Here is a 22,540-nt window from a genome sequence, read left to right on the forward strand (position 1 = left end):
GTAAATACTTACGAACGAATTTTTCAAGCAGATATGGCCAGGGAAAAAAGAAAATACTTATAAAACCAGTGTTTCTAATTTCGCCATAATGGTTTCAGCCGTAATGGTATCCATACTTTTCTGCTCGGAAATCACTGCTATCTGATTTTTTCCATAGCCACCAATCAAACCTGGGTCAGTTGGGCCGAACAGGGTAATGTTAGGGCGGTCCAAAGCTGCAGTCAGATGGCTGAGGCCAGTATCAACGGAAACCACTGCTTTTGCACCGGCCAGAACCTCTGCAACTTGCTGAAGACTGAGTTTAGGCAAAACTTCAACAAAAGGAGAATGCTCCGCCAGCCGCAAAGCTCGCTGATACTCATGTTCTGCGCCCCAAGGTAATTTTATTTTTAACCCCGTAGGTGCGACCAACTCAATCAGCTTCAGCCAATGACTCTCAGGCCAGTGTTTACTGTCGCGAGTGGTTGCATGCAAGAAGACCAGATACTGACCGGCATCTTTGGGTAACTCGCTTAAAAAGCGTTGCGCGATAGCATAATCACCGTAACTTTCTGGTTTGTCATAGCCGAGGCTTTTGGCAAACAGTTGGCGGATACGCTCGACAGCATGTTGTTTGGTATCAATCTCATGGCGGCAGTTATAAAACCAACTGGCAAAGGGCTCTCGGGCACTTTTACAATCCGGGCCGTGTTTCATTCCTTTCGCAATCCGGGTAATGAGTGCGGCACTTTTAATCAGCCCCTGAGCATCGATCACCACATCATAACTGCGCTGCTGTACCACGCGCTTAAAATCACAACGCTCTTGCCGGGTATCACTGCCAAACCAATTTTTGCGCCAACGGCGAATAGCCACGGGGATCACTTTATCTACTGCAGGATGCCAGCTCGGGATTTGGCTGAAGCCCTCTTCTACCACCCAGTCAAAGCGAATGCCGGGGATTGCATTCATAGCATCTGTCAGCGCGGGTAATGTATGTAAAACATCCCCCATTGATGAGGTTTTAACGATTAATACATGCATTAATCGGCCTCTTTCGCTGAGCAGGTTTGTGTGCTGAGTTGCTTCTCAAGGGCTGCCATCACTTGTTCAGGTTGAATATCAATCAAACTCTGATGATAACCTTGAGCACTGTCGCCTTTACGCACTTTGTGATAACCAGTGATCAGGCGAATAACTGTGGCTTTATCAGACAGCGGTGGGGTGAAATCCGGGCTACTAGGGCCATATAAGGCGACTAATGGTTTATTTAATGCCGCAGCCACATGCATCAAACCCGAGTCATTGCTGACCACGGCGTTACAAGCGGCAATCATCACTACTGCTTGGTCCAGTGAGGTTTGGCCTGCAAAATTGAGACAATATTCGCGAGAACTTTCATCGAGCGCCTGACGGATTTCTTCACCGGCTTCATTATCTTTGGCTGAGCCTAATAAGATGACCTGATAGCCAACATCAATCAGTTTCTGCGCCAATGAAGCATAGTGGTAATGCGGCCACCGTTTTGCTGGGCCAAATTCTGCGCCGGGGCAAAAACCAATAATTGGGCGGTTATCTGTCAGGTTGAATGACGCCGTAATCTCGGCAATTTCTTCATCCTGAACCTGCAATTGGGGCCATAGTAAAGGCTGAGGTAAATCGTCGGCTGAGCGAATAAGCTCTTTATCATAGGCCAGTGCCACATAGCGCTGGACCATCATTGGGAAAGCTTGTTTATCCAGAATGCGCATGTCGTTGAGCAAGAAATAGCGCATTTCGCCACGCCAGCCAGTTCGCTGTTTAATCCCTGAAAAATAAGGTATCAGGGCAGATTTAAATGAATTTGGTAGCACGTAAGCGCAATCATATCCCGTTTCACGCAGGGCCAAACCCAAACGGCGGCGCTCCTCAAAAGCAAAAACACCATGGCCTAATGGCATCGGGACCGCGTGACGCACTTCTGGCATTCGGGCCAAAAGTGGACGGCACCATGCGGGTGCCATCACATCAATTTCTGCTGCCGGATATTTGGCCTTCAGGGTGCGGTAAAGACTTTGCGACATCATCATATCGCCAACCCAAGAAGGGCCAATGACCAGTATTTTCATACCGTTTATCAATTCCTTGCAGCAAGTGATTTAGACTGAGCGATTGAGCCAGGCCAAGTATTCTTTGACGCCTTCGGCGACCGTTTTGAACGGCTTGTCATAACCGGCAGCACGCAAATTAGTCAGATCAGCTTGCGTGTATGCCTGATAACGGCCTTTCAATTTTTCTGGGAATTCAATGTATTCCACCGGCCCACTTTGGTGGAAATCCACCACTGCATCGGCCACAGCCTGGAAAGATTCCGCGCGACCTGTACCGCAGTTGAAAATACCTGAGACACCGTTTTGCCAGAACCACAGGTTAACGTCGGCAACATCGCCAACATAAATAAAGTCGCGTTTGAAGTTTTCGCTGCCGGAGAACAATTTAGGATTTTCGCCTGCATTGATCTGGTTATTCAGATGGAAAGCAACACTCGCCATGCTGCCTTTATGGCCTTCGCGTGGGCCATAAACATTGAAATAACGGAATCCGCAAATCTGTGAATCAGCTTGTGGCAGAATTTCGCGCACATATTGGTCAAATAGGAATTTGGAATAGCCATAAACGTTAAGTGGCTGTTCATACTGACGATCTTCAATAAAATTGTCAGTACGCCCGCCATAGGTGGCAGCGGAGGAGGCGTATAGGAACGGAATAGCGCGATCCAGACAGAAGTGTAGGATATCTTTTGAATACTGATAGTTGTTATCCATCATGTACTTGCCATCCCACTCAGTGGTGGAAGAACAGGCACCCTCGTGGAAAATCGCATCAATATCACCCATATCATCACCGGCAACAATGCTGGCAACAAAATCTTCTTTATCCATGTAATCAGCGATATCCAGATCAACCAGATTGACGAATTTGGTGCCGTCTTTCAGGTTATCTACAACCAGAATATCTTTATAGCCGATATTATTCAGTGCCTTAACGATGTTGCTGCCAATGAAACCGGCGCCGCCAGTGACGATAATCATCAGGTTCACCCTTGCTAATCTTCTTGGTCGGGCACAATGCCCCACACTCTATTTGCCGTTATCATAACATTTCATAGGATAGCGCACAGCCGGAAGGGGCTAATCTCTCCGTTTCTATGCGGCTTTAGGATTGTTCACCGTGATATGTGCTGCATTTTTTATAATACAAGACAAGGTTTCTCGTCAGTTCATCCGTCAGGCAGTAAAATGTAGGGTGAAACTGCCAATTCTGGAGATAACCGAATGACCCTGCCTTTTGATAGAAATCCCTTTTATCAGCAATTAGAACAACAACTCAAAACGACCCGCGCTGAAGGGCTGTATAAAAATGAGCGAATAATAACTTCTGCCCAGCAAGCCGATATTGCCGTGGCCGATGGCCGTCATGTGATTAATTTCTGTGCTAACAACTACTTGGGCTTGGCAAACCACCCTCGGCTGATCGCTGCGGCTAAAAAAGGCATGGATACCCATGGTTTTGGTATGGCCTCGGTTCGTTTTATTTGCGGCACCCAAGATACTCATAAAGAACTGGAACAGAAGCTGGCCAGTTTCCTGGGTATGGAAGATGCCATTCTTTATTCATCTTGCTTTGATGCTAACGGCGGTTTGTTTGAAACCTTGCTGGGGCCAGAAGATGCCATTATTTCCGATGCGCTGAATCATGCCTCAATCATTGATGGTGTGCGGTTATGTAAAGCAAAGCGCTACCGCTATGCCAACAATGATATGAGCGAATTGAAAACCCAGTTAGAACAGGCTAAAGCTGATGGTGCGCGCCATATTATGATTGCCACCGACGGCGTGTTCTCTATGGATGGCGTGATTGCTAACTTGAAAGGTGTCTGTGACTTGGCTGATGAGTATCAGGCATTAGTGATGGTTGATGATTCCCATGCAGTTGGTTTTGTTGGTGCGAATGGCCGTGGTACTCATGAATACTGCGAAGTGATAGATCGCGTTGATATTATCACTGGCACATTAGGCAAGGCACTGGGTGGGGCATCAGGCGGCTATACCGCCGGTCGTAAAGAAGTTGTTGAGTGGTTGCGTCAGCGTTCACGGCCTTATTTGTTCTCAAACTCATTGGCCCCGGCAATCGTCGCTGCCTCAATTGAAGTGTTATCTCTATTGGAAGACGGCGCTGAATTACGCGAGCGCTTATGGTCGAATGCTCGTTTATTCCGCGAGAAAATGAGTGCCGCCGGTTTCACATTAGCCGGTGCCGATCATGCCATTATCCCAGTGATGCTGGGTGACGCGACACTAGCACAAGAATTTGCCAATGCGCTGCTGAAAGAAGGTATTTACGTTACCGGGTTCTTCTATCCGGTGGTGCCAAAGGGTCAGGCGCGTATCCGCACCCAGATGTCCGCAGATCACACGCCAGAGCAGGTTGAGCGGGCTGTAGAGGCCTTCATCCGTATTGGCAAACAGCTTAACGTTATTGCGTAAGGAATGTTCATGAAAGTCTCGTCTATGAAAGCCCTGTCCAAGCTGAAAGCAGAAGAAGGTATTTGGATGACCGAGGTGCCGCAGCCAGAGCTGGGCCACAACGACATCATGATCAAAATTCGCAAAACAGCTATTTGCGGCACTGATGTGCATATTTATAACTGGGATGAATGGTCACAAAAAACTATCCCTGTCCCAATGGTCGTCGGCCACGAATATGTCGGTGAAGTTGTAGCTATCGGTCAGGAAGTTAAAGGTTTTAATATTGGTGACCGGGTGTCTGGTGAGGGCCATATTACTTGTGGGCATTGCCGTAATTGTCGTGGTGGCCGTACCCATCTTTGTCGCAATACCGTGGGGGTCGGCGTAAACCGGCCGGGTTCTTTTGCCGAGTATTTGGTGATTCCTGCTTTTAATGCATTCAAAATCCCCGACAATATTTCTGATGAGCTTGCTGCTATTTTTGATCCCTTCGGTAATGCCGTGCATACCGCATTATCCTTTGATTTAGTTGGGGAAGATGTCTTGGTTTCCGGCGCAGGCCCGATTGGCATTATGGCGGCTGCGGTCTGCAAGCATGTTGGTGCTCGTCATGTTGTTATCACTGATGTGAATGAATATCGGCTGGATTTGGCGCGTAAAATGGGGGTGACCCGAGCAGTCAACGTCAGCAAAGAGAATCTGAATGATGTGATGGCTGAGCTGGGTATGACCGAAGGATTTGATGTCGGTCTGGAAATGTCCGGCGCGCCGCCAGCTTTCCGTACATTGCTCAACTCAATGAATCACGGTGGTCGCATTGCGATGCTGGGGATACCGCCATCTGATATGTCTATTGACTGGAATCAGGTCATATTTAAGGGGCTGTTTATCAAAGGGATTTATGGCCGTGAGATGTTTGAAACTTGGTACAAAATGGCGGCATTGATTCAATCTGGTTTGGATTTAACCCCAATTATTACTCATCGTTTCTCTATTGATGAATTCCAGCAAGGGTTTGATGCCATGCGTTCGGGTAAGTCGGGTAAGGTGGTTTTAGGCTGGGATTAATCCCCTTCGTCCTTGAACCTACAGGGGTGTTAGCTGCGTGCACTCACCTGAATCACTGACTTGAGTCAGCTCATCAGGATTCGTTTACTGGCAGTCTACCTGTAGCTCCAATGACTTTGGGGATGCCCTTCGGCCTTGAAGTTACCGAGTTGAAAGCGGGGCAGTCAGATGATGACCGCCCCGTTTTTATTGAGCACATTACGGATTTTCAGCTTTAGGTTGTTCGGCTGCGGGTTTATCAACCGGAGTTACGGGCGCTGCGGGTGGGAAATATTGCTGCCAATGCTTCTGAACAAATGTCACGGCCGGGCTTTGCATCAGGCTCTCACCTAAGATAATAAACATCTTATCGGCGTAGATTTTCTCCGGAACATAACTGGCTTTCGTGTTGCATTGCTTGATAGCTTTCTGGCGCTCGCCTTTAGCCGGGTCACGCGGTTTTGATTTACCCGAAGAGACAGTGCCGCTGCCGCTATTATTGTGTACCGGTTCATTCAGCAGCGCACTAGGCCTGACCAATACAATATCGGCAGGTAATTGGGGCAACATTTGTTGCAGCACTTTAATGGTAGCCGGATGCGGATGCCCAATAGCAATAGCCGAGCCATTACGGCGCGCCAGTTCTACTGCGCGATTAAATTGCTGGCGAATTGCGGCTTCATTTTGTGAGTCATCCAAAAAGACTTTGCGCTTAATGACTTTGACACCAGTGCCTTCGGCAGCTTTACTGGCCTGGCTGTTGCCAATAGTGACGCTATCGAGAAAATAGAGCTGATAGTGTTCCAGTACCTGCATCACTTTCTGCATGCCGGGCAAGCTGGAAGTCATCGCGCTACCCATATGATTATTCATGCCAGTGGCGTAAGGGACGTTATTTACCGCCTGGCGAATGATACGCTGGATCTCTTCGCTGCTCATTGATGGCTGCAATGTATCGCGCTCCAGCGGTTGCTTGCTCAGCGGTGCCATTGGCAAATGAATCAGAATTTCGCGCCCTTGATTATGAGCTTTGACCGCCATTTCTTTGGCGTAGGGAGCATTCGGTAAGATTGCTACAGAAATAGGCAGCGGCATCTGTAACACTTTGTTTTCGTTCTGAGGGCGATAACCAAAGTCATCAATAACAATCGAAAGTTTGCCCGCTTGTGCGGCGTTGGCGATGAGTAGGGTGCTTACTATGATAAACCGACGTGTATTGAAATAGCGCAATAGGTGTTCCCTAACGTTGTTCTCTATCTTCCTAACCAAGGTTGTGGGTTAACAGCTTGTCCCTGACGACGGATTTCGAAATAGAGTGATGGTTCGCCCTGGCCACCGCTGGTGCCAACAAGAGCAATCGGCTGGCCTGCTTTCACCTGTGCGCCCACATTGACCAGCGCACTCTGGTTGTAGCCATATAAACTCATGTCCCCTTTGCCATGCTCAACGACGACCACCAGACCATAGCCTTGTAGCCAGTCCGCCAGTAGCACCCGGCCATCGGCAATTGCTTTGACTTCGCTGCCTTCTGGTGCGGAAATGACCATGCCTTTCCAGCGTAGCTCACCTTGTAAAGCTTCACCGAAGCGATGGGTCACATTGCCCCGCACCGGCCAAACTGCTTGACCGCCTGGACGCCCGAGACCGCCAGTTCGCGCCATTAATGAGCGCTCACTTTCACTTGGTTTATAGCTCGAGCCCGTTTTCTTGGCTTGCTGCTCTTTGGCTTTCACTTGTTCGCGTACGCGAGCGGCTTCTTTAGCTTCGCGTTCGGCACGGGCTTTGGCTTCGCGTTCGGCTTTAGCGATTTGATCACGTAAACGTGATTCGTTCAGTTTTAGCTCCGCCAGACCTTGCTGATCTTTCTCCAGCGAGGCCTCCAACGACGTCAGGGTTTTCTTACGTGCCGTGCGGGCTTGCTCCAGCTTTTGTTGCTGAGTTTTTTGCTCATCCAATAAAGCTTTTTGCTGGTTTTTCTTTTGCTCCAGCACTTTCTTCTCAGCAGACAGATTGGTGCGGGTTTGCTCCAATGCTTCGATAGATTTCTGGCGGGCTTCATTGAGATAGCTGAAATAGGCCAAAATGCGCTCACTGCGCTGGCTCTCTTCGCCACTTAAAATAAGCTGTAAACCACTGTGTTGGCCTTGCTTAAAGGCGGCATCAAGTTGTTTTGACAGGATATCTTGTTGCTGGGATTGTTTACTTTGTAGCTTTCCAATCGAAGCGGTGAGGTTGGAGATTTCTTTGTCCAGTTCAGTCAGGGTACTTTGGGTTTCATGCAAGCTACGACTGGCCTGAGCAATCGTATTTTCCTGTTGTTTCAACTGGTCAAGCAACGAACTGCGTTGCTGTTTTTGTTGCTGGACACTTTTTTCTTTCTCAGCGATATCTTGCTGAATAGTTTTCAACTGGGTTTTGTTGTCTGCTGTTTTTGCAGCAGCGGGGGCATCAACGGCATGGCTGGATAATGGGAACAGCAATACGCCAGCGCAAAAAACGCTGGCGTACAGTGCAGACCACGGGCGGCGCAGCAACTTATTGGGCAACACTGAGGAGCTCTCAGTATTGCCGTTGATGGCCAGTTCCGTAACCATGGAGATCGCAAATGACGCCTTTTCCTTCATAACGAAAGATTATTCCACGATGAACAGCGGCTTACCAGTCATCTCTTGCGGGATTTCCATTTCTATTAGTGACAGCATGGTTGGGGCGATATCTGAAAGTTTGCCGCCTTCAACTGCTTTAACCGCTTTATTGCCGACATAAATCAGGGGAACTGGCAGGCTGGTGTGGGCTGTGTGCGCCTGACCGGTCGCCGGGTCTCGCATCTGCTCAGCATTGCCGTGGTCGGCGGTGATAAGCAATTGGCCATCAACCGCTTTCACGGCGGCAACCACTTGCTCAATGCAATTATCCAGTGTTTCTACTGCTTTCACCGCAGCATCGAAATCGCCAGTGTGGCCGACCATATCGCCATTTGGATAGTTACAAATGATCACATCATATTTGCCGCTTTTGATGGCCGCGACGAGTTTTTCGGTCAGTTCTGCCGAGCTCATCTCAGGTTGTAGGTCATAAGTTGCCACTTTTGGTGAGTTAATCAGAATGCGATCTTCACCTTTAAATGGCTCTTCAACACCGCCGTTATAGAAGAAAGTGACATGAGCATATTTTTCAGTTTCAGAAATACGCAACTGTGTTTTGTCATGTTTCATCAGCCATTCACCGAAGGTATTCTCCAGTGATGCAGGTGGATAAGCGCAAGCCACTTTAATATCAGCCGCATATTCGGTCAGCATGATAAAATCGCCGAAGTTAACCACTTTATCGCGTTTGAAGCCGTCAAAGTCGGCATTCACAAAGGTGCGAGTGATTTGGCGGGCACGGTCAGCACGGAAGTTCATGAAAATCAACGCGTCGCCATCGTTCATGGCCGCATCGGGTTCGCCTGCGGCCTGAATAACAGTGGGTTTGACGAATTCATCATTTTCATTACGTGCATAGGCGGCTTGCAGACCAGCAACCGCGTTATCAGCTGTAAACTCACCTTTTGCTTGGGTCAGCAAGTCGTAGGCCAGCTGTACACGGTCCCAGCGGTTATCGCGATCCATGGCATAGTAGCGGCCAATAATTGAGGCAATGCGCCCTTTACCCAGCTCAGAAAATTTTTCAGTGAATCGTTTCAGTGAAGATTCAGCACTACGCGGCGGAGTGTCACGTCCATCGAGGAACGCATGCAGGTAAATTGCAGTCGCACCGCGTTTGGCCGCCAATTCAACCATCGCTAAAATATGGTCTTCGTGACTATGAACACCGCCAGCAGACAACAGGCCCATGATATGGACCGCTTTGCCTGCTTTAACCGCTTTATCAATGGCGGCGGTTAGCGTTGGATTAGTGAAAAAATCACCGTCTTTGATTTCTTTGTCGAGGCGGGTCAAATCCTGATAAACAATACGACCGGCCCCTAAATTAACGTGACCCACTTCAGAGTTACCCATTTGCCCATCTGGCAAACCGACATCCAGACCTGAAGCGGCAATTAATGTATGAGGCTGTTGCTGCCATAAACGGTCCATAACCGGTGTTTGGGCATTCAGAATGGCATTATCTTGCTGTTCTTCACGGTGACCATAGCCATCCAGAATTGTCAGAACCAGCGGTTTTTTAGTGCTCGACATTGCATAACCTCTTTCTTATTAGAAAGGCGGTAATTTACTACAAAACCGGTTAAAAATAGCCCAAAGAGATCAACATTGGTGTGGGGTTTTGCGTAAAAATCATCAAAGAGGCGACAAAACTTCCCGAGATTGCTCGCAGTTTCTGCAATAGCACTTGCATATTGGCTGTATTTGCCGCAACGCGCAGGTATACTCTGTGACCTTGAATATTATCCCCTAACTAACGGGAGTTTTTACCCCCATGTTGCAAGAGATTATGCAATTCATTAGCCAGCATCCAGTTTTGAGCTTGGCTTGGGTGGCGTTGTTCGTTGCCGTAATTTTCACCAGCTTTAAAACGACTCTGTCAAAAGTCAAAGAGATTACCCGTGGTGAAGCGACGCGTCTGATTAACAAAGAAGATGCGGTTGTGGTTGATATCCGCACTCGTGATGATTATCGCAAAGGTCATATCGCCAGCTCTATTAATTTGCTGCCAAGTGATATTAAGAACGGCAGTTTAGCTGAGTTGGAAAAGCACAAAGCACAGCCTATTATTGTAGTTTGTGCTACAGGGACAACTTCACGTGCGTCCGCTGAGTTGCTGAATAAAGCTGGTTTTGAGCGGGTGTTTACCTTGAAAGAAGGTATCTCCGGCTGGAGTGGTGAAAATCTGCCACTGGCGCGCGGTAAGTAAGAATTATATTCGCTATATCAATAGATTGTAACTTTAACTGAGGTGTACCTATGGCGAAAATTGAGATTTATACCAAAGCAACATGCCCATTCTGTCATCGTGCTAAGGCGTTGCTGAATAGCAAAAGTGCTGCTTTCCATGAAATCGCAATTGATAGTGACCCGGCCAAACGTGAAGAGATGATTGCTCGCAGCGGGCGGACGACGGTGCCTCAGATATTTATTGATGGGCAGCATATCGGTGGCTGTGATGATTTACACGCCCTGGATGCGCGCGGTGGGCTTGACCCGCTGCTTTAACTTGTCAGTGGGCCCATTAATTTAATGGAAAAGGCTCTCGACAGAAGTGCTGTTTAATAAGGACGTCTAACTTTAGGGTATCTATACACATGTCAGAACAAAACAACACCGAAATGGCTTTCCAGATCCAGCGTATCTACACCAAAGATATTTCCTTCGAAGCACCAAATGCTCCGCAGGTTTTCCAGCAGGATTGGCAGCCAGAAGTTAAACTTGATCTTGATACTGCTTCCAGTCAGCTGGCTGAAGATGTGTATGAAGTGGTACTGCGTGTGACTGTAACGGCCTCTTTGGGCGAAGAAACAGCATTCCTGTGTGAAGTACAGCAGGGCGGCATCTTCTCCATCGCGGGTATCGACGGTACCCAACTGGCGCATTGCTTAGGTGCATATTGCCCGAACATCTTGTTCCCGTATGCGCGTGAATGTATCACCAGCCTGGTTTCTCGCGGTACTTTCCCGCAGCTGAATCTGGCACCGGTTAACTTTGATGCCCTGTTCATGAACTATCTGCAACAGCAGGCTGAAGGCGAAGGTGCTGAACAACGTCAGGATGCCTGATGAACACCACCCATGCTTCAATGACTGTCATCGGTGCCGGATCTTACGGCACCGCATTAGCCATTACGCTGGCGCGTAATGGCCACCAAGTCGTGTTATGGGGTCACGACCCTAAGCATATTCAAACCCTGCAACAAGACCGTTGTAATCAAGCTTTTCTGCCCGATGTCCCTTTCCCTGACACACTGTTACTGGAAACTGATCTGGCACGCGCGCTGGCAGCCAGCCGTGATGTGCTAGTGGTTGTGCCCAGCCATGTCTTCGGGGCGGTATTGAATCAGCTCAAACCGCACTTACGCCCGGATGCGCGAATTGTCTGGGCAACCAAAGGGCTTGAAGCCGAAACTGGCCGCTTGTTGGCGGATGTTGCGCGGGAAGTGCTGGGAGAGAGCATCCCGCTGGCGGTTGTTTCCGGCCCGACCTTTGCCAAAGAGCTGGCTGCCGGTTTGCCGACTGCAATTGCATTGGCTTCGACCGATGTGCAATTTAGTGAAGACCTACAACAACTATTGCATTGTGGCAAAAGTTTCCGCGTTTATAGCAATCCTGATTTTATCGGAGTGCAACTCGGTGGTGCGGTTAAAAATGTGATCGCAATTGGCGCTGGGATGTCCGACGGCATTGGTTTTGGTGCCAATGCGCGTACTGCATTGATAACCCGTGGTTTAGCCGAAATGACGCGTTTAGGCTCAGCATTAGGCGCTGATCCCTCCACCTTTATGGGCATGGCAGGGTTAGGTGATTTGGTGCTAACCTGCACAGATAACCAATCTCGCAATCGCCGGTTTGGCATCATGCTTGGGCAGGGGTTAGGCGTACAAGAAGCACAGGATAAAATTGGTCAAGTGGTTGAAGGTTACCGCAATACCAAGGAAGTTCTGGCGCTCGCACAGCGCTATGGCGTTGAAATGCCAATAACTGAACAAATTTATCAGGTGCTGTACAGCCATAAAAATGCGCGTGAAGCGGCACTGACCTTATTGGGTCGGACCAAAAAAGATGAGAAAAGCGGCATTTAGGTTGTTCAGCTGAAATAAAATAATAAAGATATATCCGTAATCCTTAGTATTAAGGAATCAGGGTATTAGTCGCTTCGGCCGTTCCCCGAGGCGGCTTGTTTATGGGCAGGAGTATGCAATGTCGTTAGAAGAGTTAGAGCTGGTTTGGAGTAGCATTAAATCAGAAGCGAGAGCGCTGGCCGAGTGTGAGCCCATGCTGGCAAGTTTTTTTCACGCGACATTATTGAAGCATGAAAATTTGGGCAGTGCACTGAGCTATATTCTGGCGAATAAACTGGCTAATCCCATCATGCCCGCAATTGCCATCCGTGAGGTGGTTGAAGATGCCTATCGTGCAGATGCGCAGATGATAGTCTCTGCTGCTCGCGATATCCTGGCGGTTCGCTTGCGTGACCCTGCTGTTGATAAATATTCTACGCCATTGCTGTATCTGAAAGGTTTTCATGCACTACAGGCTTATCGCATCGGCCATTGGCTATGGGCGCAGGATCGCAAAGCGCTGGCAATTTACCTGCAAAATCAAGTCTCTGTCGCTTTTGGTGTGGATATCCACCCAGCGGCAACTATTGGTTGCGGCATCATGCTGGACCATGCTACCGGCATTGTGATTGGTGAAACCGCTGTGGTTGAGAATGATGTTTCCATTCTGCAATCCGTCACCTTAGGGGGGACCGGTAAAACCAGTGGTGACCGTCATCCGAAGATCCGTGAAGGCGTGATGATTGGCGCGGGAGCTAAAATTCTGGGGAATATCGAAGTCGGGCGTGGTGCTAAAATTGGTGCCGGGTCAGTCGTGTTGCAGGCGGTACCTCCTCATACAACAGCCGCTGGTGTTCCTGCCCGCATTGTCGGTAAACCGGAGAGTGATAAACCCTCGTTAGACATGGATCAGCATTTCAATGGGGCGAGCCACGGGTTTGAGTACGGCGACGGCATCTAATCCTCTTTGTCCTTGAAGCCGCAGGGTTGTTGGCTATGTTCGCTCACCCGAATCACTTACTCATGTAAGCTCATCGGGACTCGTTCACTTGCCGCCTACCTGCAACTCCAATGCCTTTGAGGATGCACCTTTCTATTGGGTTGCTAGCTGACCACCGGCATATTTCGGTCGGAACAACTACTCTTTCAGTAATGCACCCGGATAACCCAATTGCCGCCAGGCCTCGTACACCACAACAGACACGGCATTTGACAGATTCATGCTGCGGCTATCGGCTTGCATTGGAATTCTGATTTTCTGTTGAGCAGGCAATGCATCCAAAACATTGGGCGGTAAACCGCGGGTTTCTGGGCCAAACAGCAGATAATCATTCACCTGATAACTGACGGCGCTATGCGCTGGCGTCCCTTTGGTGGTCAGGGCAAACAAGCGGGCAGGATGTGCTCCGGTAGATTGCGCGCCATCGAGATTTTCACTGTCTAAAAAGGCTTGATAATCATGGTGATGCTTAATGTTAGCAAACTCATGGTAATCAAGACCCGCACGGCGTAAGCGTTTGTCATCCCAGGTGAAACCTAACGGTTTAATCAGATGGAGCTGGCAGCCAGTATTCGCACATAACCGGATAATATTGCCGGTATTCGGCGGGATTTCGGGTTCAAATAAAACGATATTAAGCATATGTCCCCCAATAATGAGGGGCGCAGGATATCAGAAACCCCCTCTCAGTGCAGCGGTTGGCTATTTTGTTGACCATAATAGGATGTCATAAAATAAAAATTTGAAAGCAAGGAGCGGAGAGTACCAACTGTAATGATTTTATATGTTGGTCGCCACAGTCAGTATCAATGGGGGTATTCATCATGGCATCAATTAGGGGCGTTCTAGACAGTGCGCCAGACCCGCGCTGGGCTGCCATTTTCAATCGTGATAAAACTGCCGATGGCCAGTTTGTTTATGCGGTGAAAACTACCGGCGTGTATTGCCGGCCCTCATGTTCATCCCGTCAGGCCAAAGCAGAAAACATTGAATTTTTTGCTGATAATGATGCGGCTGAATTTGCCGGTTATCGCCCCTGTAAACGTTGTCAACCTAATCAGTTATCTCTGGCGCAACAGCAGGCAGAGAAAGTTAGCCAGGCATGTCGCTTAATTGAGCAAGCCGAAACACCTTATACACTAGATGCGCTCGCGGCTGAGCTAAATCTCAGTGCTTTTCATTTCCATCGGCTATTTAAATCTATTACCGGGTTAACGCCCAAGGCATACGCCACTGCGACCCGTAGTGCGCGAGTCCGTGAGCAATTGGCGGGACAAGGTTCGGTGACTGATGCCATCTTTGAAGCTGGTTATAACTCCAATGGCCGTTTTTATGAGCAATCGAATCAGTTACTGGGGATGACTCCAACTCGCTACCGCAAGGGTGGGCGCGATGTCACATTGCATTTTGCTGTAGGAGAAAGCTCTCTCGGCGCTCTCTTGATGGCGAAAAGTGAACTGGGGATATGCGCTATTTTGTTAGGAGACTCACCGGCCCTGCTGGTGGAGCAATTACAAGATAAGTTTCCGTTAGCGAAATTAATTGGTGGGGATGCCGAGTTCGAGCAATGGTTTGCACAGGTGGTTGGGCTCGTTGAAGCGCCCCAATTTGGGCTGGATTTGCCACTGGATATCCGCGGCACGGCTTTCCAGCAGCGAGTTTGGCAGACACTACGAGAGATACCGGTGGGTCAGACGGCCAGTTATGCTGATATCGCCGCGAAAATCGGCTCACCGAAAGCCGTGCGTGCAGTTGCAGGAGCTTGCGCTGCCAATATATTAGCCGTGGCTATTCCCTGTCATCGGGTTATTCGTCAGGATGGGGCATTGTCAGGTTACCGCTGGGGAATTGAGCGCAAGAAGCGCCTACTGGAAAAAGAGGGGCAGAGAGAGGTCGCGGGCGATCCACCCGATCCTGTATGATCGGATAACAATGTTTATAAGTAACAATGTCTATAAATAATAATATTTATATCTTAAACACTTGGCGTTGCAGTCATTCACTTACAGCGCCAAGTGTGAAAGATATATTAAGCTTTGAGTGGGTGAAGTGGCAGCCAGATTATCAGGCGTAGCCCCCCTAATGGGCTGTCCTCGGCGCGTACCCAACCGCGATGCTGATTCACCGCAGTTTCCACAATTGCCAGCCCCAAACCCGTTCCGCCGGACTCGCGATCTCGCGCTTCATCTGTACGATAGAATGGCCGGAATATCTGCTCACGGTCCTCTGGGCTGACACCTGGCCCATCATCATCGACAGTGATAGTTATTCCCTGATTATCCGAGCTGAATGCCACGGCAATGTGATGATGAGAATAACGCAGTGCATTACGCACGATATTCTCCAGCGCACTGTCGAGGGCCGCAGGATTGCCAAATAAGGTCCATGGCCCCGGTGGGGCGGTCACTTCCAGTGTTTTCCCCATCTGGTCAGCTTCAAATTGTGCATTTTCCAGCACATCAGACCAAAGTTCATTGGCTTTAATGGGCTCTCGATGTAACTCGTTTTTATGCTGACTGCGCGATAACACTAGCAAATCATTGATCATGCTATCCAACCGTTGCGCTTCCATTTCGATACGCTCCAATTCTTTCCCCTCGCCATGGCGGCGGCGCATCAGTGCTGTCGCCAGTTGCAGGCGGGTTAGTGGGGTTCGCAATTCATGGGAGATATCCGAAATCAGCCGTTGTTGGGCTACAACCATCCTGTCAAGAGCACTGATCATCTGATTGAAACTGGCACCCGTGGCCAAAAATTCTTGTGGGCCGGATTCCAGCTCAGGGTGCTGTTTCAGATTACCTCGCGCTACATCATCAGCGGCATTCTTCAACTTACGCGCGGGTTTCGCCAGGCTCCATGCCAACCACAACAACAGTGGCGCACTGATTAACATCGTCGCAATCAATAACAGCAGCGGCCGGTCAAACATCAAATTGATAAAATCAGATTGCGGGCTACTGGCTGGGCGCAGCAGATAAAGCTGATAGTTATCTTCGCCATCCCGGATGGAGAAAGGGCCGACCATCTCAACGCGGCCATATTTTTTCTTTTTCGGCTGGTCTGAGTTATCTGACTGGCCGATAAAATTACGCACCATTTGCATTTCGTGGCGCTGAGCGCCAATGACACGGCCTTCCGTGGTCACTAGCACTAAATGCTGGCCCGGTGGCGCCCACTTTTCGATGGCGCGATAAAGCCTACGCCACCACATCAAATCATTGGCTGGGTCACTGGCCAGTTCGGCTTCGATATGTTGCTCCAGCATCGTTCCCTGACGCTGTTCACTGTCGAGCAAGGTTGTCATTTGACGCGAATCGAGCTTGGGCACCATCAGCACCAGCATTAATACCAGTGCTAAAGTAAACCAGAAAATCGCAAAAATTCGCGTCGTTAAACTGTTAATCATGTTTCAGAGACCATCAAATACCCGCGGCCACGCAGGGTTTTAAACCAAGGTAGCCCGTCTTTGCGATCCGGCAATTTACGGCGCAGATTGGAAATGTGCATATCAATAGCGCGGTCAAAAGGTGTCAATCGTTTACCCAGCACTTCCTGGCTGAGATGCTCACGCGAGACTACCTGGCCGAGGTGCTGAGCCAACAGGTAGAGTAAGGTAAATTCTGTACCGGTTAATTCCAGCGATTGGCCTTCAAAGCTGGCTTCCTGACGGCCTGGGTTCAATTGTAGACAATCAACTTCCAGTATTGGCGCACCTTGATCGACATTTTGCTGCTGCTCGCTCCAGTTAGAACGGCGCAAGATAGCTCTGATTCGTGCAACCAGCTCACGGTCATTAAATGGTTTTGCCAGATAATCATCCGCACCCAGCTCAAGACCAAGTACCCGATCCAGTTCGCTGCCACGTGCCGTCAGCATAATTACTGGGGTCTGATGGTGTTGACGTAACTCTTTCAAGGTTTCGATACCGTTTTTGCGCGGCATCATAATATCAAGTAATAACAAGTCGATAGAACTATCCAGCAGGTTTAATGCCTGCTCACCATCGTGAGCAACAACAACATTAAAACCTTCCATTTCCAATAATTCTTTCAACAGCGACGTCAGTTCACGATCATCATCAACTAATAGGATTTTATGCATGATTGTTTCTCCTCTTGACGCAAAATACGTTATCAATTGCCGGTATTCCATGACTTTACTTAGCTTTACATGCCCTGACTCCAGTTTTACATCCACTGACGCTAGTTTGCAGCCGGACCGGTAGACTGCTCCTCATTGAATCGCAGAGCATAAATCGCTTAGCAGATAGAACCTAGGAGTTAAATGATGCGCAAAGTAACTAAAGTAGCAACGTTAATCATGGCGTCAATGTTAGTTCTCGGCTCTCAAGCCGCCTTCGCTGCCGATAAGGCGGGTGCCACTGATAGCTGGTGCCACGGTGACGGTGCGATGATGAACAAGAAAGATGGCCGTGGTCACCATAACATGTTTGATGGTGTCAATCTGACAGAACAGCAACGTCAGCAAATGCGTGACCTAATGCGTCAGTCTCGCCAAGACCAGCCTCGTGTAGATATGGCTGACCGCGAAGCAATGCACAAACTGATTACCGCGGATAAATTCGACGAAGCTGCTGTCAGAGCGCAGGCCGAGAAAATGTCCAAGGACCAGATTGATCGTCAGGTCGAAATGGCCAAAGTTCGTAACCAAATGTTTAACTTGCTCACTCCAGAGCAAAAAGCTGCCTTGAACCAAAAGCACCAGCAGCGCATTGAAAAAATGCAGCAAGCGCCAGCAGCACAACCCTCTTCTGCCCAGAAGTAAGTAGTACCCAGTAATACCCTGTTTTCCTTGCTATAGACACCATCCCTGTCTTTCCCCGCCATGATGGCGGGGCTTTTTTTTGTCTCATTTCCGTTATACTAATAACCCTTGAATATTATTCGGTATGAGTTATGGATCCGCAATATGCGCGCTTGGTGAAAGCTGCTGCGCTCAGTGCCACTGCGCTGGCATCAATCTTACTGATAATTAAAATTTTTGCCTGGTGGCATACCGGGTCAGTGAGCTTGTTGGCCGCGTTAGTTGACTCTCTGGTAGATCTGGCCGCCTCTTTGACAAACCTTTTTGTGGTGCGCTATTCCCTGCAACCTGCTGATGAAGAACATACTTTTGGTCACGGCAAAGCTGAGTCTCTGGCTGCGCTGGCGCAAAGTATGTTTATTTCCGGCTCGGCGTTGTTCCTGTTTTTGACCGGTTTCCAACATTTGGCATCACCGACACCATTACAAGATCCTGGCATAGGTATCTGGGTAACGTTAATTGCACTATTCAGTACACTGATATTAGTCACATTTCAGCGTTGGGTGGTGCGAAGAACACAGAGCCAAGCTATTCGTGCCGATATGTTGCACTATCAATCTGACGTCATGATGAATGGTGCTATTCTTATTGCATTGGCATTGAGTTGGTATGGTTTTCATTGGGCGGATGCGTTGTTTGCGTTGGGTATCGGTGTTTATATTCTGTATAGCGCATTGCGTATGGGTTATGAAGCCGTACAAGCTTTGTTGGATCGGGCATTGCCGGATGATGAGCGGCAGGAAATTATCGATATTGTGACTTCATGGCCGGGCGTCATTGGTGCTCATGACCTGCGGACACGTCAGTCGGGGCCAACACGCTTTATTCAACTTCATCTCGAAATGGAGGATATGCTGCCATTGATGGAGGCGCATATTTTAGCAGACCAAGTGGAGCGGGCGCTATTACACCGCTTCCCCGGCGCAGATGTACTTATCCATCAAGATCCTAGTGCGGTAGTACCGAAAGAACGTCATGCGCATTGGGAGTTATAATTTATTCATCAGTTATTGCTACATTAACTACAGGTAAACTGTGGTTACAAATGGTTCAGCCATGAAGAAAATACCGCCAAATGGCATGACTTGAATCAATTCAGCTTGGTGTTTTTGCTATAATATTCAATATTAAGCTCATAAAGCTGATTTTCTGTACTATTCACCTGTGCAAGACATAATCGGCAAATAAATAATTTTAAAAAATCGCATCTACAAGTTCAGAGGTAGTCATGGTCAAGAAAATCGGTGTACTAACAAGCGGCGGTGATGCGCCAGGCATGAACGCAGCCATTCGTGGGGTTGTTCGTGCTGCTTTGTCAGCAGGATTGGAAGTTTTCGGTATTGAAGATGGCTATCTTGGCTTGTACGAAAACCGTATGAGGAAGCTGGACCGCTATAGCGTGTCAGATATGATTAACCGCGGTGGTACCTTCTTGGGATCAGCGCGTTTCCCTGAGTTCCGTGACCCGGAAAAACGTAAAGTTGCTCTACAGAATATGAAAGACCGTGGCATCGATGGCCTGGTTGTTATCGGTGGTGACGGTTCTTATGCTGGTGCAGATTTACTGACCAAAGAAGGCGGAATTCACTGTGTCGGCTTGCCGGGCACTATTGATAATGATGTGGCAGGTACTGACTACACCATCGGTTTCTTTACCGCACTGGGCACAGTGGTAGAAGCTATTGACCGCTTACGCGATACTTCTTCCTCGCATCAGCGTATTTCCATCGTTGAAGTCATGGGCCGTTATTGCGGCGATTTGACACTGGCGGCAGCCATTGCCGGGGGATGTGAGTTTATCGCGATCCCTGAAGTCGAGTTCAAGCGTGATGATTTGGTAAAAGAAATCAAAGCGGGCATCGAGAAAGGTAAAAAGCACGCAATTGTTGCTATTACTGAAAAACTGGACAATATCGACGAACTGGCCAAATACATTGAGAAAGAAACTGGTCGTGAAACGCGTGGCACGGTTCTGGGTCATATCCAGCGTGGTGGTGCTCCGGTTCCTTATGACCGTATTCTTGCCTCTCGCATGGGCGCTTATGCTGTTGACCTGCTGTTGGAAAATCATGACTATTCACACGGCGGTTTCTGTGTTGGCGTACAGAACGAGAAGATGGTGCATGAATTAATCTCTGTTTGTATCGCGCCAGAAAACAAGAAAAGTAAATTTAAAGAAGATTGGTACGACACAGCGAAAAAACTGTTCTAAAACAGTCAATAGCTCGATAAAAAAGGCCTCCGCTCGCGGGGGCTTTTTGCATTTAAGCGGCTTTATATTTCATATTGATATAATCAAAACTTTTTTATTCTTTAATTGACTGGAAAGTTTCTGGCACGCTCAGTATCAAGCCAACCAATTGGGTTGATTACATTTTAAGTTAATAACTATTCAAGTTAATGACAATAAATCTGGGGAGCGGGTCAATGCGTAAATGGGGTGTAGGTTTTTCATTACTGTTGCTGGCGTCAGGTGCCATGGCAAAAGATATTCAATTGCTGAATGTGTCATATGACCCGACACGTGAATTTTATCAAGAATATAACCAGGCATTTAGTAAGCATTGGCAAGAGAAAACCGGTGACAAGGTGACCGTACGCCAGTCACATGGCGGTTCGGGCAAGCAGGCGACCTCGGTTATTAATGGTATTGAAGCTGATGTTGTGACTCTGGCTCTGGCTTATGACGTCGATGCTATTGCTGAGCGTGGTCGTATTGATAAAGATTGGATCAAGCGCTTGCCGGATAACTCGGCACCTTACACCTCAACTATCGTATTCCTGGTTCGCAAAGGGAATCCAAAACAGATTCATGATTGGTCAGATTTAGTGAAACCGGGTGTTTCGGTCATTACGCCGAATCCAAAAACCTCCGGCGGTGCGCGCTGGAACTACCTGGCAGCATGGGGTTATGCGTTAGAGCACAATAATAATGATCAAGCTAAGGCACAAGAGTTTGTCAAACAGCTGTATAAGAATGTGGAAGTCTTGGATTCTGGCGCTCGTGGGGCCACGAATACCTTCGTGGAGCGCGGAATTGGCGATGTATTGATTGCCTGGGAAAATGAAGCTTTGCTGGCGGTGAATGAAGTGGGTAAAGACCAGTTTGATATCATTACACCGAGTGTTTCTATTTTGGCGGAGCCGACAGTCTCGGTGGTGGATAAAGTGGTCGACAAGCGCGGCACCCGTGAAGTGGCTGATGCGTATCTGAAATACTTGTATTCACCTGAAGGCCAAACCATTGCCGCGGAAAATTACTATCGCCCACGTGATCCGGCGGTAGCGGCCAAGTTTGCCAAAGAATTTCCTCAACTGAAATTATTTACCATTGATGACGTCTTCGGCGGCTGGACGAAAGCACAGCAGGTGCATTTTGCGACTGGCGGCGTATTTGACGAAATAAGTAAGCGATAAAATAAAAAACATAAAATAATGATTTGATAGCTGTAGCAGACTTAGCGCCCGTAAATTAATACTTACGGGCGCTTTGTTTTATCAGCCTCGCCCATGCTCAAATTATTTTCACAATTTATCTCTCTTCTTACAGATAAAAACTCTCCGGTTCGCCAACACACGTTAAATACGTTATTGAATAATGCTGAGTAAATTGGAGAGAAAAGCAGATGAATATTAGCAGCGCTAGTAATTTCAGTTCGAGTTCAAGTTTAATAGAGTCTGGAGAAAACAACGGATTGGGGATAAATAATCCGTTATTGTTACAAAGCTCAAAGAGTTTAAATGATGAATCTTTTCATGATATGAATTGTCACTATTTGGGAAACTTGGATACCTATACACCGCCATCATTAGCTATAGCAAACGAGAAAGCCTCTTTTGGTATTAAGCCCAGCAACTATGGCTGCTTTGTCACCAAACAGAATTATCTAACAAACTATTTGTTAGATATCGTAAATCGTGAGGGGAAGCCGCCTCTGTTACTGCGGCCTCTGGCTGCTTTACTTAAGCTATTTGGTCTCCATGGTTTTGGTCAAACTAACTGTGCTTCTTGTGCGACCGCCGTTGCAGAGACATTGGAGAGAAATGAAGTTTATCTGGCTATGCCAAAGCTCCGAGGTGCAGATGTCAAAGGGAATATGGGGCTGCCATTTGAGAGTGCGGCGTCGGCTTCAGAGCTGATTTCTCAATTAGAAAAATATCAAACCGCAGATGAATTAAATGGCGTTCTTGTTATTCATCGCCCAGCTATGCTAAGCCTGCTACCAGGTGCGAAACAAGGGCATGCCTGTAATCTGATTAAATTTAAAGATAGTAATTTTGTTCATTTTTTTGATGCGCAGAAGAAAACCTATTTAAGCTGTGACCTGGCAAGTATCTCAGATCAGGTTATTGAGATAAGAAAATTCCTTGGCCCTGTTGGCGCTGACGGGATTGATTTATATCAGAAAGGATTTCATAAGAGTATTAATGAAAAACCGGAGTGGTAACTCCGGCTTTATAAATAACT

Annotated in this window: 21 protein-coding genes and 1 pseudogene; 13 read left to right on the plus strand and 9 right to left on the minus strand. The window is 48.1% G+C overall.

Features of this window, described 5'->3' with window-relative positions:
• Window positions 1-57: 57 nt before the first annotated feature.
• Genes rfaC through rfaD form a run of 3 tightly spaced genes read right to left on the minus strand, consistent with a single transcriptional unit; the run spans window position 58 to window position 3,050 of the window.
• Window positions 58-1,023 (minus strand): lipopolysaccharide heptosyltransferase RfaC, encoded by a 966-nt coding sequence (rfaC, locus tag F0T03_RS00345; protein WP_159677021.1) that lies wholly within the window; start codon window positions 1,021-1,023, stop codon window positions 58-60.
• Window positions 1,023-2,087: an ADP-heptose--LPS heptosyltransferase RfaF gene (gene rfaF / locus F0T03_RS00350; RefSeq protein WP_145555231.1), complete on the minus strand. Its 1,065-nt coding sequence runs from the start codon at window positions 2,085-2,087 to the stop codon at window positions 1,023-1,025. Before rfaF ends, rfaC begins: the two co-directional genes overlap by 1 nt.
• A 30-nt stretch (window positions 2,088-2,117) precedes the next feature.
• Complete coding sequence (gene rfaD, locus F0T03_RS00355) at window positions 2,118-3,050, minus strand: ADP-glyceromanno-heptose 6-epimerase (RefSeq protein ID WP_145555232.1); 933 nt, start codon at window positions 3,048-3,050, stop codon at window positions 2,118-2,120.
• A gap of 243 nt (window positions 3,051-3,293) precedes the next feature.
• On the opposite strand from rfaD, the gene kbl reads away from it, so the two are divergent.
• On the plus strand, window positions 3,294-4,505 hold the full coding sequence (kbl, locus tag F0T03_RS00360) for a glycine C-acetyltransferase (RefSeq protein ID WP_145555233.1): 1,212 nt from the start codon (window positions 3,294-3,296) through the stop codon (window positions 4,503-4,505).
• Between the two features lie 24 nt (window positions 4,506-4,529).
• Window positions 4,530-5,555, plus strand: a complete 1,026-nt coding sequence (gene tdh, locus F0T03_RS00365) for an L-threonine 3-dehydrogenase (RefSeq protein ID WP_159680594.1) — start codon at window positions 4,530-4,532, stop codon at window positions 5,553-5,555.
• A gap of 198 nt (window positions 5,556-5,753) precedes the next feature.
• On the opposite strand, the gene F0T03_RS00370 is transcribed toward tdh, so the two are convergent.
• From F0T03_RS00370 to gpmM, 3 genes are read right to left on the minus strand one after another with little or no spacing between them, the layout of a single operon-like run.
• Window positions 5,754-6,764 carry a divergent polysaccharide deacetylase family protein gene (locus F0T03_RS00370; protein WP_159677022.1) on the minus strand — a complete coding sequence of 337 codons (1,011 nt, stop codon included), beginning with the start codon at window positions 6,762-6,764 and terminating at the stop codon, window positions 5,754-5,756.
• Window positions 6,765-6,787: 23 nt separating this feature from the next.
• Window positions 6,788-8,128, minus strand: a complete 1,341-nt coding sequence (gene envC, locus F0T03_RS00375; protein ID WP_425511043.1) for a murein hydrolase activator EnvC — start codon at window positions 8,126-8,128, stop codon at window positions 6,788-6,790.
• A 39-nt stretch (window positions 8,129-8,167) separates the two neighbouring features.
• Window positions 8,168-9,715 (minus strand): 2,3-bisphosphoglycerate-independent phosphoglycerate mutase, encoded by a 1,548-nt coding sequence (gpmM, locus tag F0T03_RS00380; protein WP_159677024.1) that lies wholly within the window; start codon window positions 9,713-9,715, stop codon window positions 8,168-8,170.
• A gap of 241 nt (window positions 9,716-9,956) precedes the next feature.
• Between gpmM and F0T03_RS00385 the strand changes: the two genes are divergently transcribed.
• The 5 genes from F0T03_RS00385 to cysE all read left to right on the plus strand — a co-directional run bounded on the left by F0T03_RS00385 (window position 9,957) and on the right by cysE (window position 13,209).
• Complete coding sequence (locus tag F0T03_RS00385; protein ID WP_145555237.1) at window positions 9,957-10,391, plus strand: rhodanese-like domain-containing protein; 435 nt, start codon at window positions 9,957-9,959, stop codon at window positions 10,389-10,391.
• A gap of 50 nt (window positions 10,392-10,441) precedes the next feature.
• A complete protein-coding gene (gene grxC, locus F0T03_RS00390; RefSeq protein WP_145555238.1) occupies window positions 10,442-10,690 on the plus strand; it encodes a glutaredoxin 3 in 249 nt (82 codons plus the stop codon).
• Window positions 10,691-10,779: 89 nt separating this feature from the next.
• Window positions 10,780-11,250: a protein-export chaperone SecB gene (secB, locus tag F0T03_RS00395; RefSeq protein WP_005164715.1), complete on the plus strand. Its 471-nt coding sequence runs from the start codon at window positions 10,780-10,782 to the stop codon at window positions 11,248-11,250.
• Window positions 11,250-12,269, plus strand: a complete 1,020-nt coding sequence (gene gpsA, locus F0T03_RS00400; protein WP_050138748.1) for an NAD(P)H-dependent glycerol-3-phosphate dehydrogenase — start codon at window positions 11,250-11,252, stop codon at window positions 12,267-12,269. The genes secB and gpsA overlap by 1 nt, the downstream gene beginning before the upstream one ends.
• 118 nt (window positions 12,270-12,387) lie before the next feature.
• Window positions 12,388-13,209 (plus strand): serine O-acetyltransferase, encoded by an 822-nt coding sequence (gene cysE / locus F0T03_RS00405; protein ID WP_145555239.1) that lies wholly within the window; start codon window positions 12,388-12,390, stop codon window positions 13,207-13,209.
• A gap of 177 nt (window positions 13,210-13,386) precedes the next feature.
• On the opposite strand, the gene trmL is transcribed toward cysE, so the two are convergent.
• Window positions 13,387-13,890 carry a tRNA (uridine(34)/cytosine(34)/5-carboxymethylaminomethyluridine(34)-2'-O)-methyltransferase TrmL gene (gene trmL, locus F0T03_RS00410; RefSeq protein ID WP_145555240.1) on the minus strand — a complete coding sequence of 168 codons (504 nt, stop codon included), beginning with the start codon at window positions 13,888-13,890 and terminating at the stop codon, window positions 13,387-13,389.
• Window positions 13,891-14,032: 142 nt separating this feature from the next.
• Between trmL and ada the strand changes: the two are divergent.
• Window positions 14,033-15,170, plus strand: a pseudogene (gene ada, locus F0T03_RS00415) (bifunctional DNA-binding transcriptional regulator/O6-methylguanine-DNA methyltransferase Ada).
• 107 nt (window positions 15,171-15,277) lie between these two features.
• Here ada and cpxA read toward each other — a convergent pair.
• Window positions 15,278-16,654 (minus strand): envelope stress sensor histidine kinase CpxA, encoded by a 1,377-nt coding sequence (gene cpxA, locus F0T03_RS00420; RefSeq protein WP_145555241.1) that lies wholly within the window; start codon window positions 16,652-16,654, stop codon window positions 15,278-15,280.
• Window positions 16,651-17,349: an envelope stress response regulator transcription factor CpxR gene (gene cpxR, locus F0T03_RS00425; RefSeq protein WP_025379997.1), complete on the minus strand. Its 699-nt coding sequence runs from the start codon at window positions 17,347-17,349 to the stop codon at window positions 16,651-16,653. The genes cpxA and cpxR overlap by 4 nt, the downstream gene beginning before the upstream one ends.
• A 186-nt stretch (window positions 17,350-17,535) precedes the next feature.
• Between cpxR and cpxP the strand changes: the two genes are divergently transcribed.
• The 5 genes from cpxP to F0T03_RS00450 all read left to right on the plus strand — a co-directional run bounded on the left by cpxP (window position 17,536) and on the right by F0T03_RS00450 (window position 22,520).
• Window positions 17,536-18,033: a cell-envelope stress modulator CpxP gene (cpxP, locus tag F0T03_RS00430; protein WP_145562180.1), complete on the plus strand. Its 498-nt coding sequence runs from the start codon at window positions 17,536-17,538 to the stop codon at window positions 18,031-18,033.
• A gap of 131 nt (window positions 18,034-18,164) precedes the next feature.
• Complete coding sequence (gene fieF / locus F0T03_RS00435; protein WP_145555242.1) at window positions 18,165-19,067, plus strand: CDF family cation-efflux transporter FieF; 903 nt, start codon at window positions 18,165-18,167, stop codon at window positions 19,065-19,067.
• Window positions 19,068-19,300: 233 nt separating this feature from the next.
• The gene (gene pfkA / locus F0T03_RS00440; RefSeq protein ID WP_145555243.1) at window positions 19,301-20,284 is read left to right on the plus strand and encodes a 6-phosphofructokinase; all 984 of its coding nucleotides are present in this window, start codon (window positions 19,301-19,303) and stop codon (window positions 20,282-20,284) included.
• Between the two features lie 215 nt (window positions 20,285-20,499).
• Window positions 20,500-21,489, plus strand: coding sequence for a sulfate ABC transporter substrate-binding protein (locus F0T03_RS00445; RefSeq protein WP_145555244.1), 990 nt, complete (start codon window positions 20,500-20,502; stop codon window positions 21,487-21,489).
• 209 nt (window positions 21,490-21,698) lie between these two features.
• A complete protein-coding gene (locus F0T03_RS00450; RefSeq protein ID WP_145555245.1) occupies window positions 21,699-22,520 on the plus strand; it encodes a hypothetical protein in 822 nt (273 codons plus the stop codon).
• Window positions 22,521-22,540: the final 20 nt, after the last annotated feature.

This window comes from Yersinia canariae, from assembly GCF_009831415.1.
GTDB classification, from domain to species: Bacteria; Pseudomonadota; Gammaproteobacteria; order Enterobacterales; family Enterobacteriaceae; genus Yersinia; species Yersinia canariae.

Coding starts and splice junctions, on each gene's coding strand:
- rfaC (WP_159677021.1), bottom strand. CDS start 1,023: ATGCATGTATTAATCGTTAAAACCTCATCAATGGGGGATGTTTTACAT.
- rfaF (WP_145555231.1), bottom strand. CDS start 2,087: ATGAAAATACTGGTCATTGGCCCTTCTTGGGTTGGCGATATGATGATG.
- rfaD (WP_145555232.1), bottom strand. CDS start 3,050: ATGATTATCGTCACTGGCGGCGCCGGTTTCATTGGCAGCAACATCGTT.
- kbl (WP_145555233.1), top strand. CDS start 3,294: ATGACCCTGCCTTTTGATAGAAATCCCTTTTATCAGCAATTAGAACAA.
- tdh (WP_159680594.1), top strand. CDS start 4,530: ATGAAAGCCCTGTCCAAGCTGAAAGCAGAAGAAGGTATTTGGATGACC.
- envC (WP_425511043.1), bottom strand. CDS start 8,128: ATGGTTACGGAACTGGCCATCAACGGCAATACTGAGAGCTCCTCAGTG.
- gpmM (WP_159677024.1), bottom strand. CDS start 9,715: ATGTCGAGCACTAAAAAACCGCTGGTTCTGACAATTCTGGATGGCTAT.
- F0T03_RS00385 (WP_145555237.1), top strand. CDS start 9,957: ATGTTGCAAGAGATTATGCAATTCATTAGCCAGCATCCAGTTTTGAGC.
- grxC (WP_145555238.1), top strand. CDS start 10,442: ATGGCGAAAATTGAGATTTATACCAAAGCAACATGCCCATTCTGTCAT.
- secB (WP_005164715.1), top strand. CDS start 10,780: ATGTCAGAACAAAACAACACCGAAATGGCTTTCCAGATCCAGCGTATC.
- gpsA (WP_050138748.1), top strand. CDS start 11,250: ATGAACACCACCCATGCTTCAATGACTGTCATCGGTGCCGGATCTTAC.
- cysE (WP_145555239.1), top strand. CDS start 12,388: ATGTCGTTAGAAGAGTTAGAGCTGGTTTGGAGTAGCATTAAATCAGAA.
- trmL (WP_145555240.1), bottom strand. CDS start 13,890: ATGCTTAATATCGTTTTATTTGAACCCGAAATCCCGCCGAATACCGGC.
- cpxA (WP_145555241.1), bottom strand. CDS start 16,654: ATGATTAACAGTTTAACGACGCGAATTTTTGCGATTTTCTGGTTTACT.
- cpxR (WP_025379997.1), bottom strand. CDS start 17,349: ATGCATAAAATCCTATTAGTTGATGATGATCGTGAACTGACGTCGCTG.
- cpxP (WP_145562180.1), top strand. CDS start 17,536: ATGCGCAAAGTAACTAAAGTAGCAACGTTAATCATGGCGTCAATGTTA.
- fieF (WP_145555242.1), top strand. CDS start 18,165: ATGGATCCGCAATATGCGCGCTTGGTGAAAGCTGCTGCGCTCAGTGCC.
- pfkA (WP_145555243.1), top strand. CDS start 19,301: ATGGTCAAGAAAATCGGTGTACTAACAAGCGGCGGTGATGCGCCAGGC.
- F0T03_RS00445 (WP_145555244.1), top strand. CDS start 20,500: ATGCGTAAATGGGGTGTAGGTTTTTCATTACTGTTGCTGGCGTCAGGT.
- F0T03_RS00450 (WP_145555245.1), top strand. CDS start 21,699: ATGAATATTAGCAGCGCTAGTAATTTCAGTTCGAGTTCAAGTTTAATA.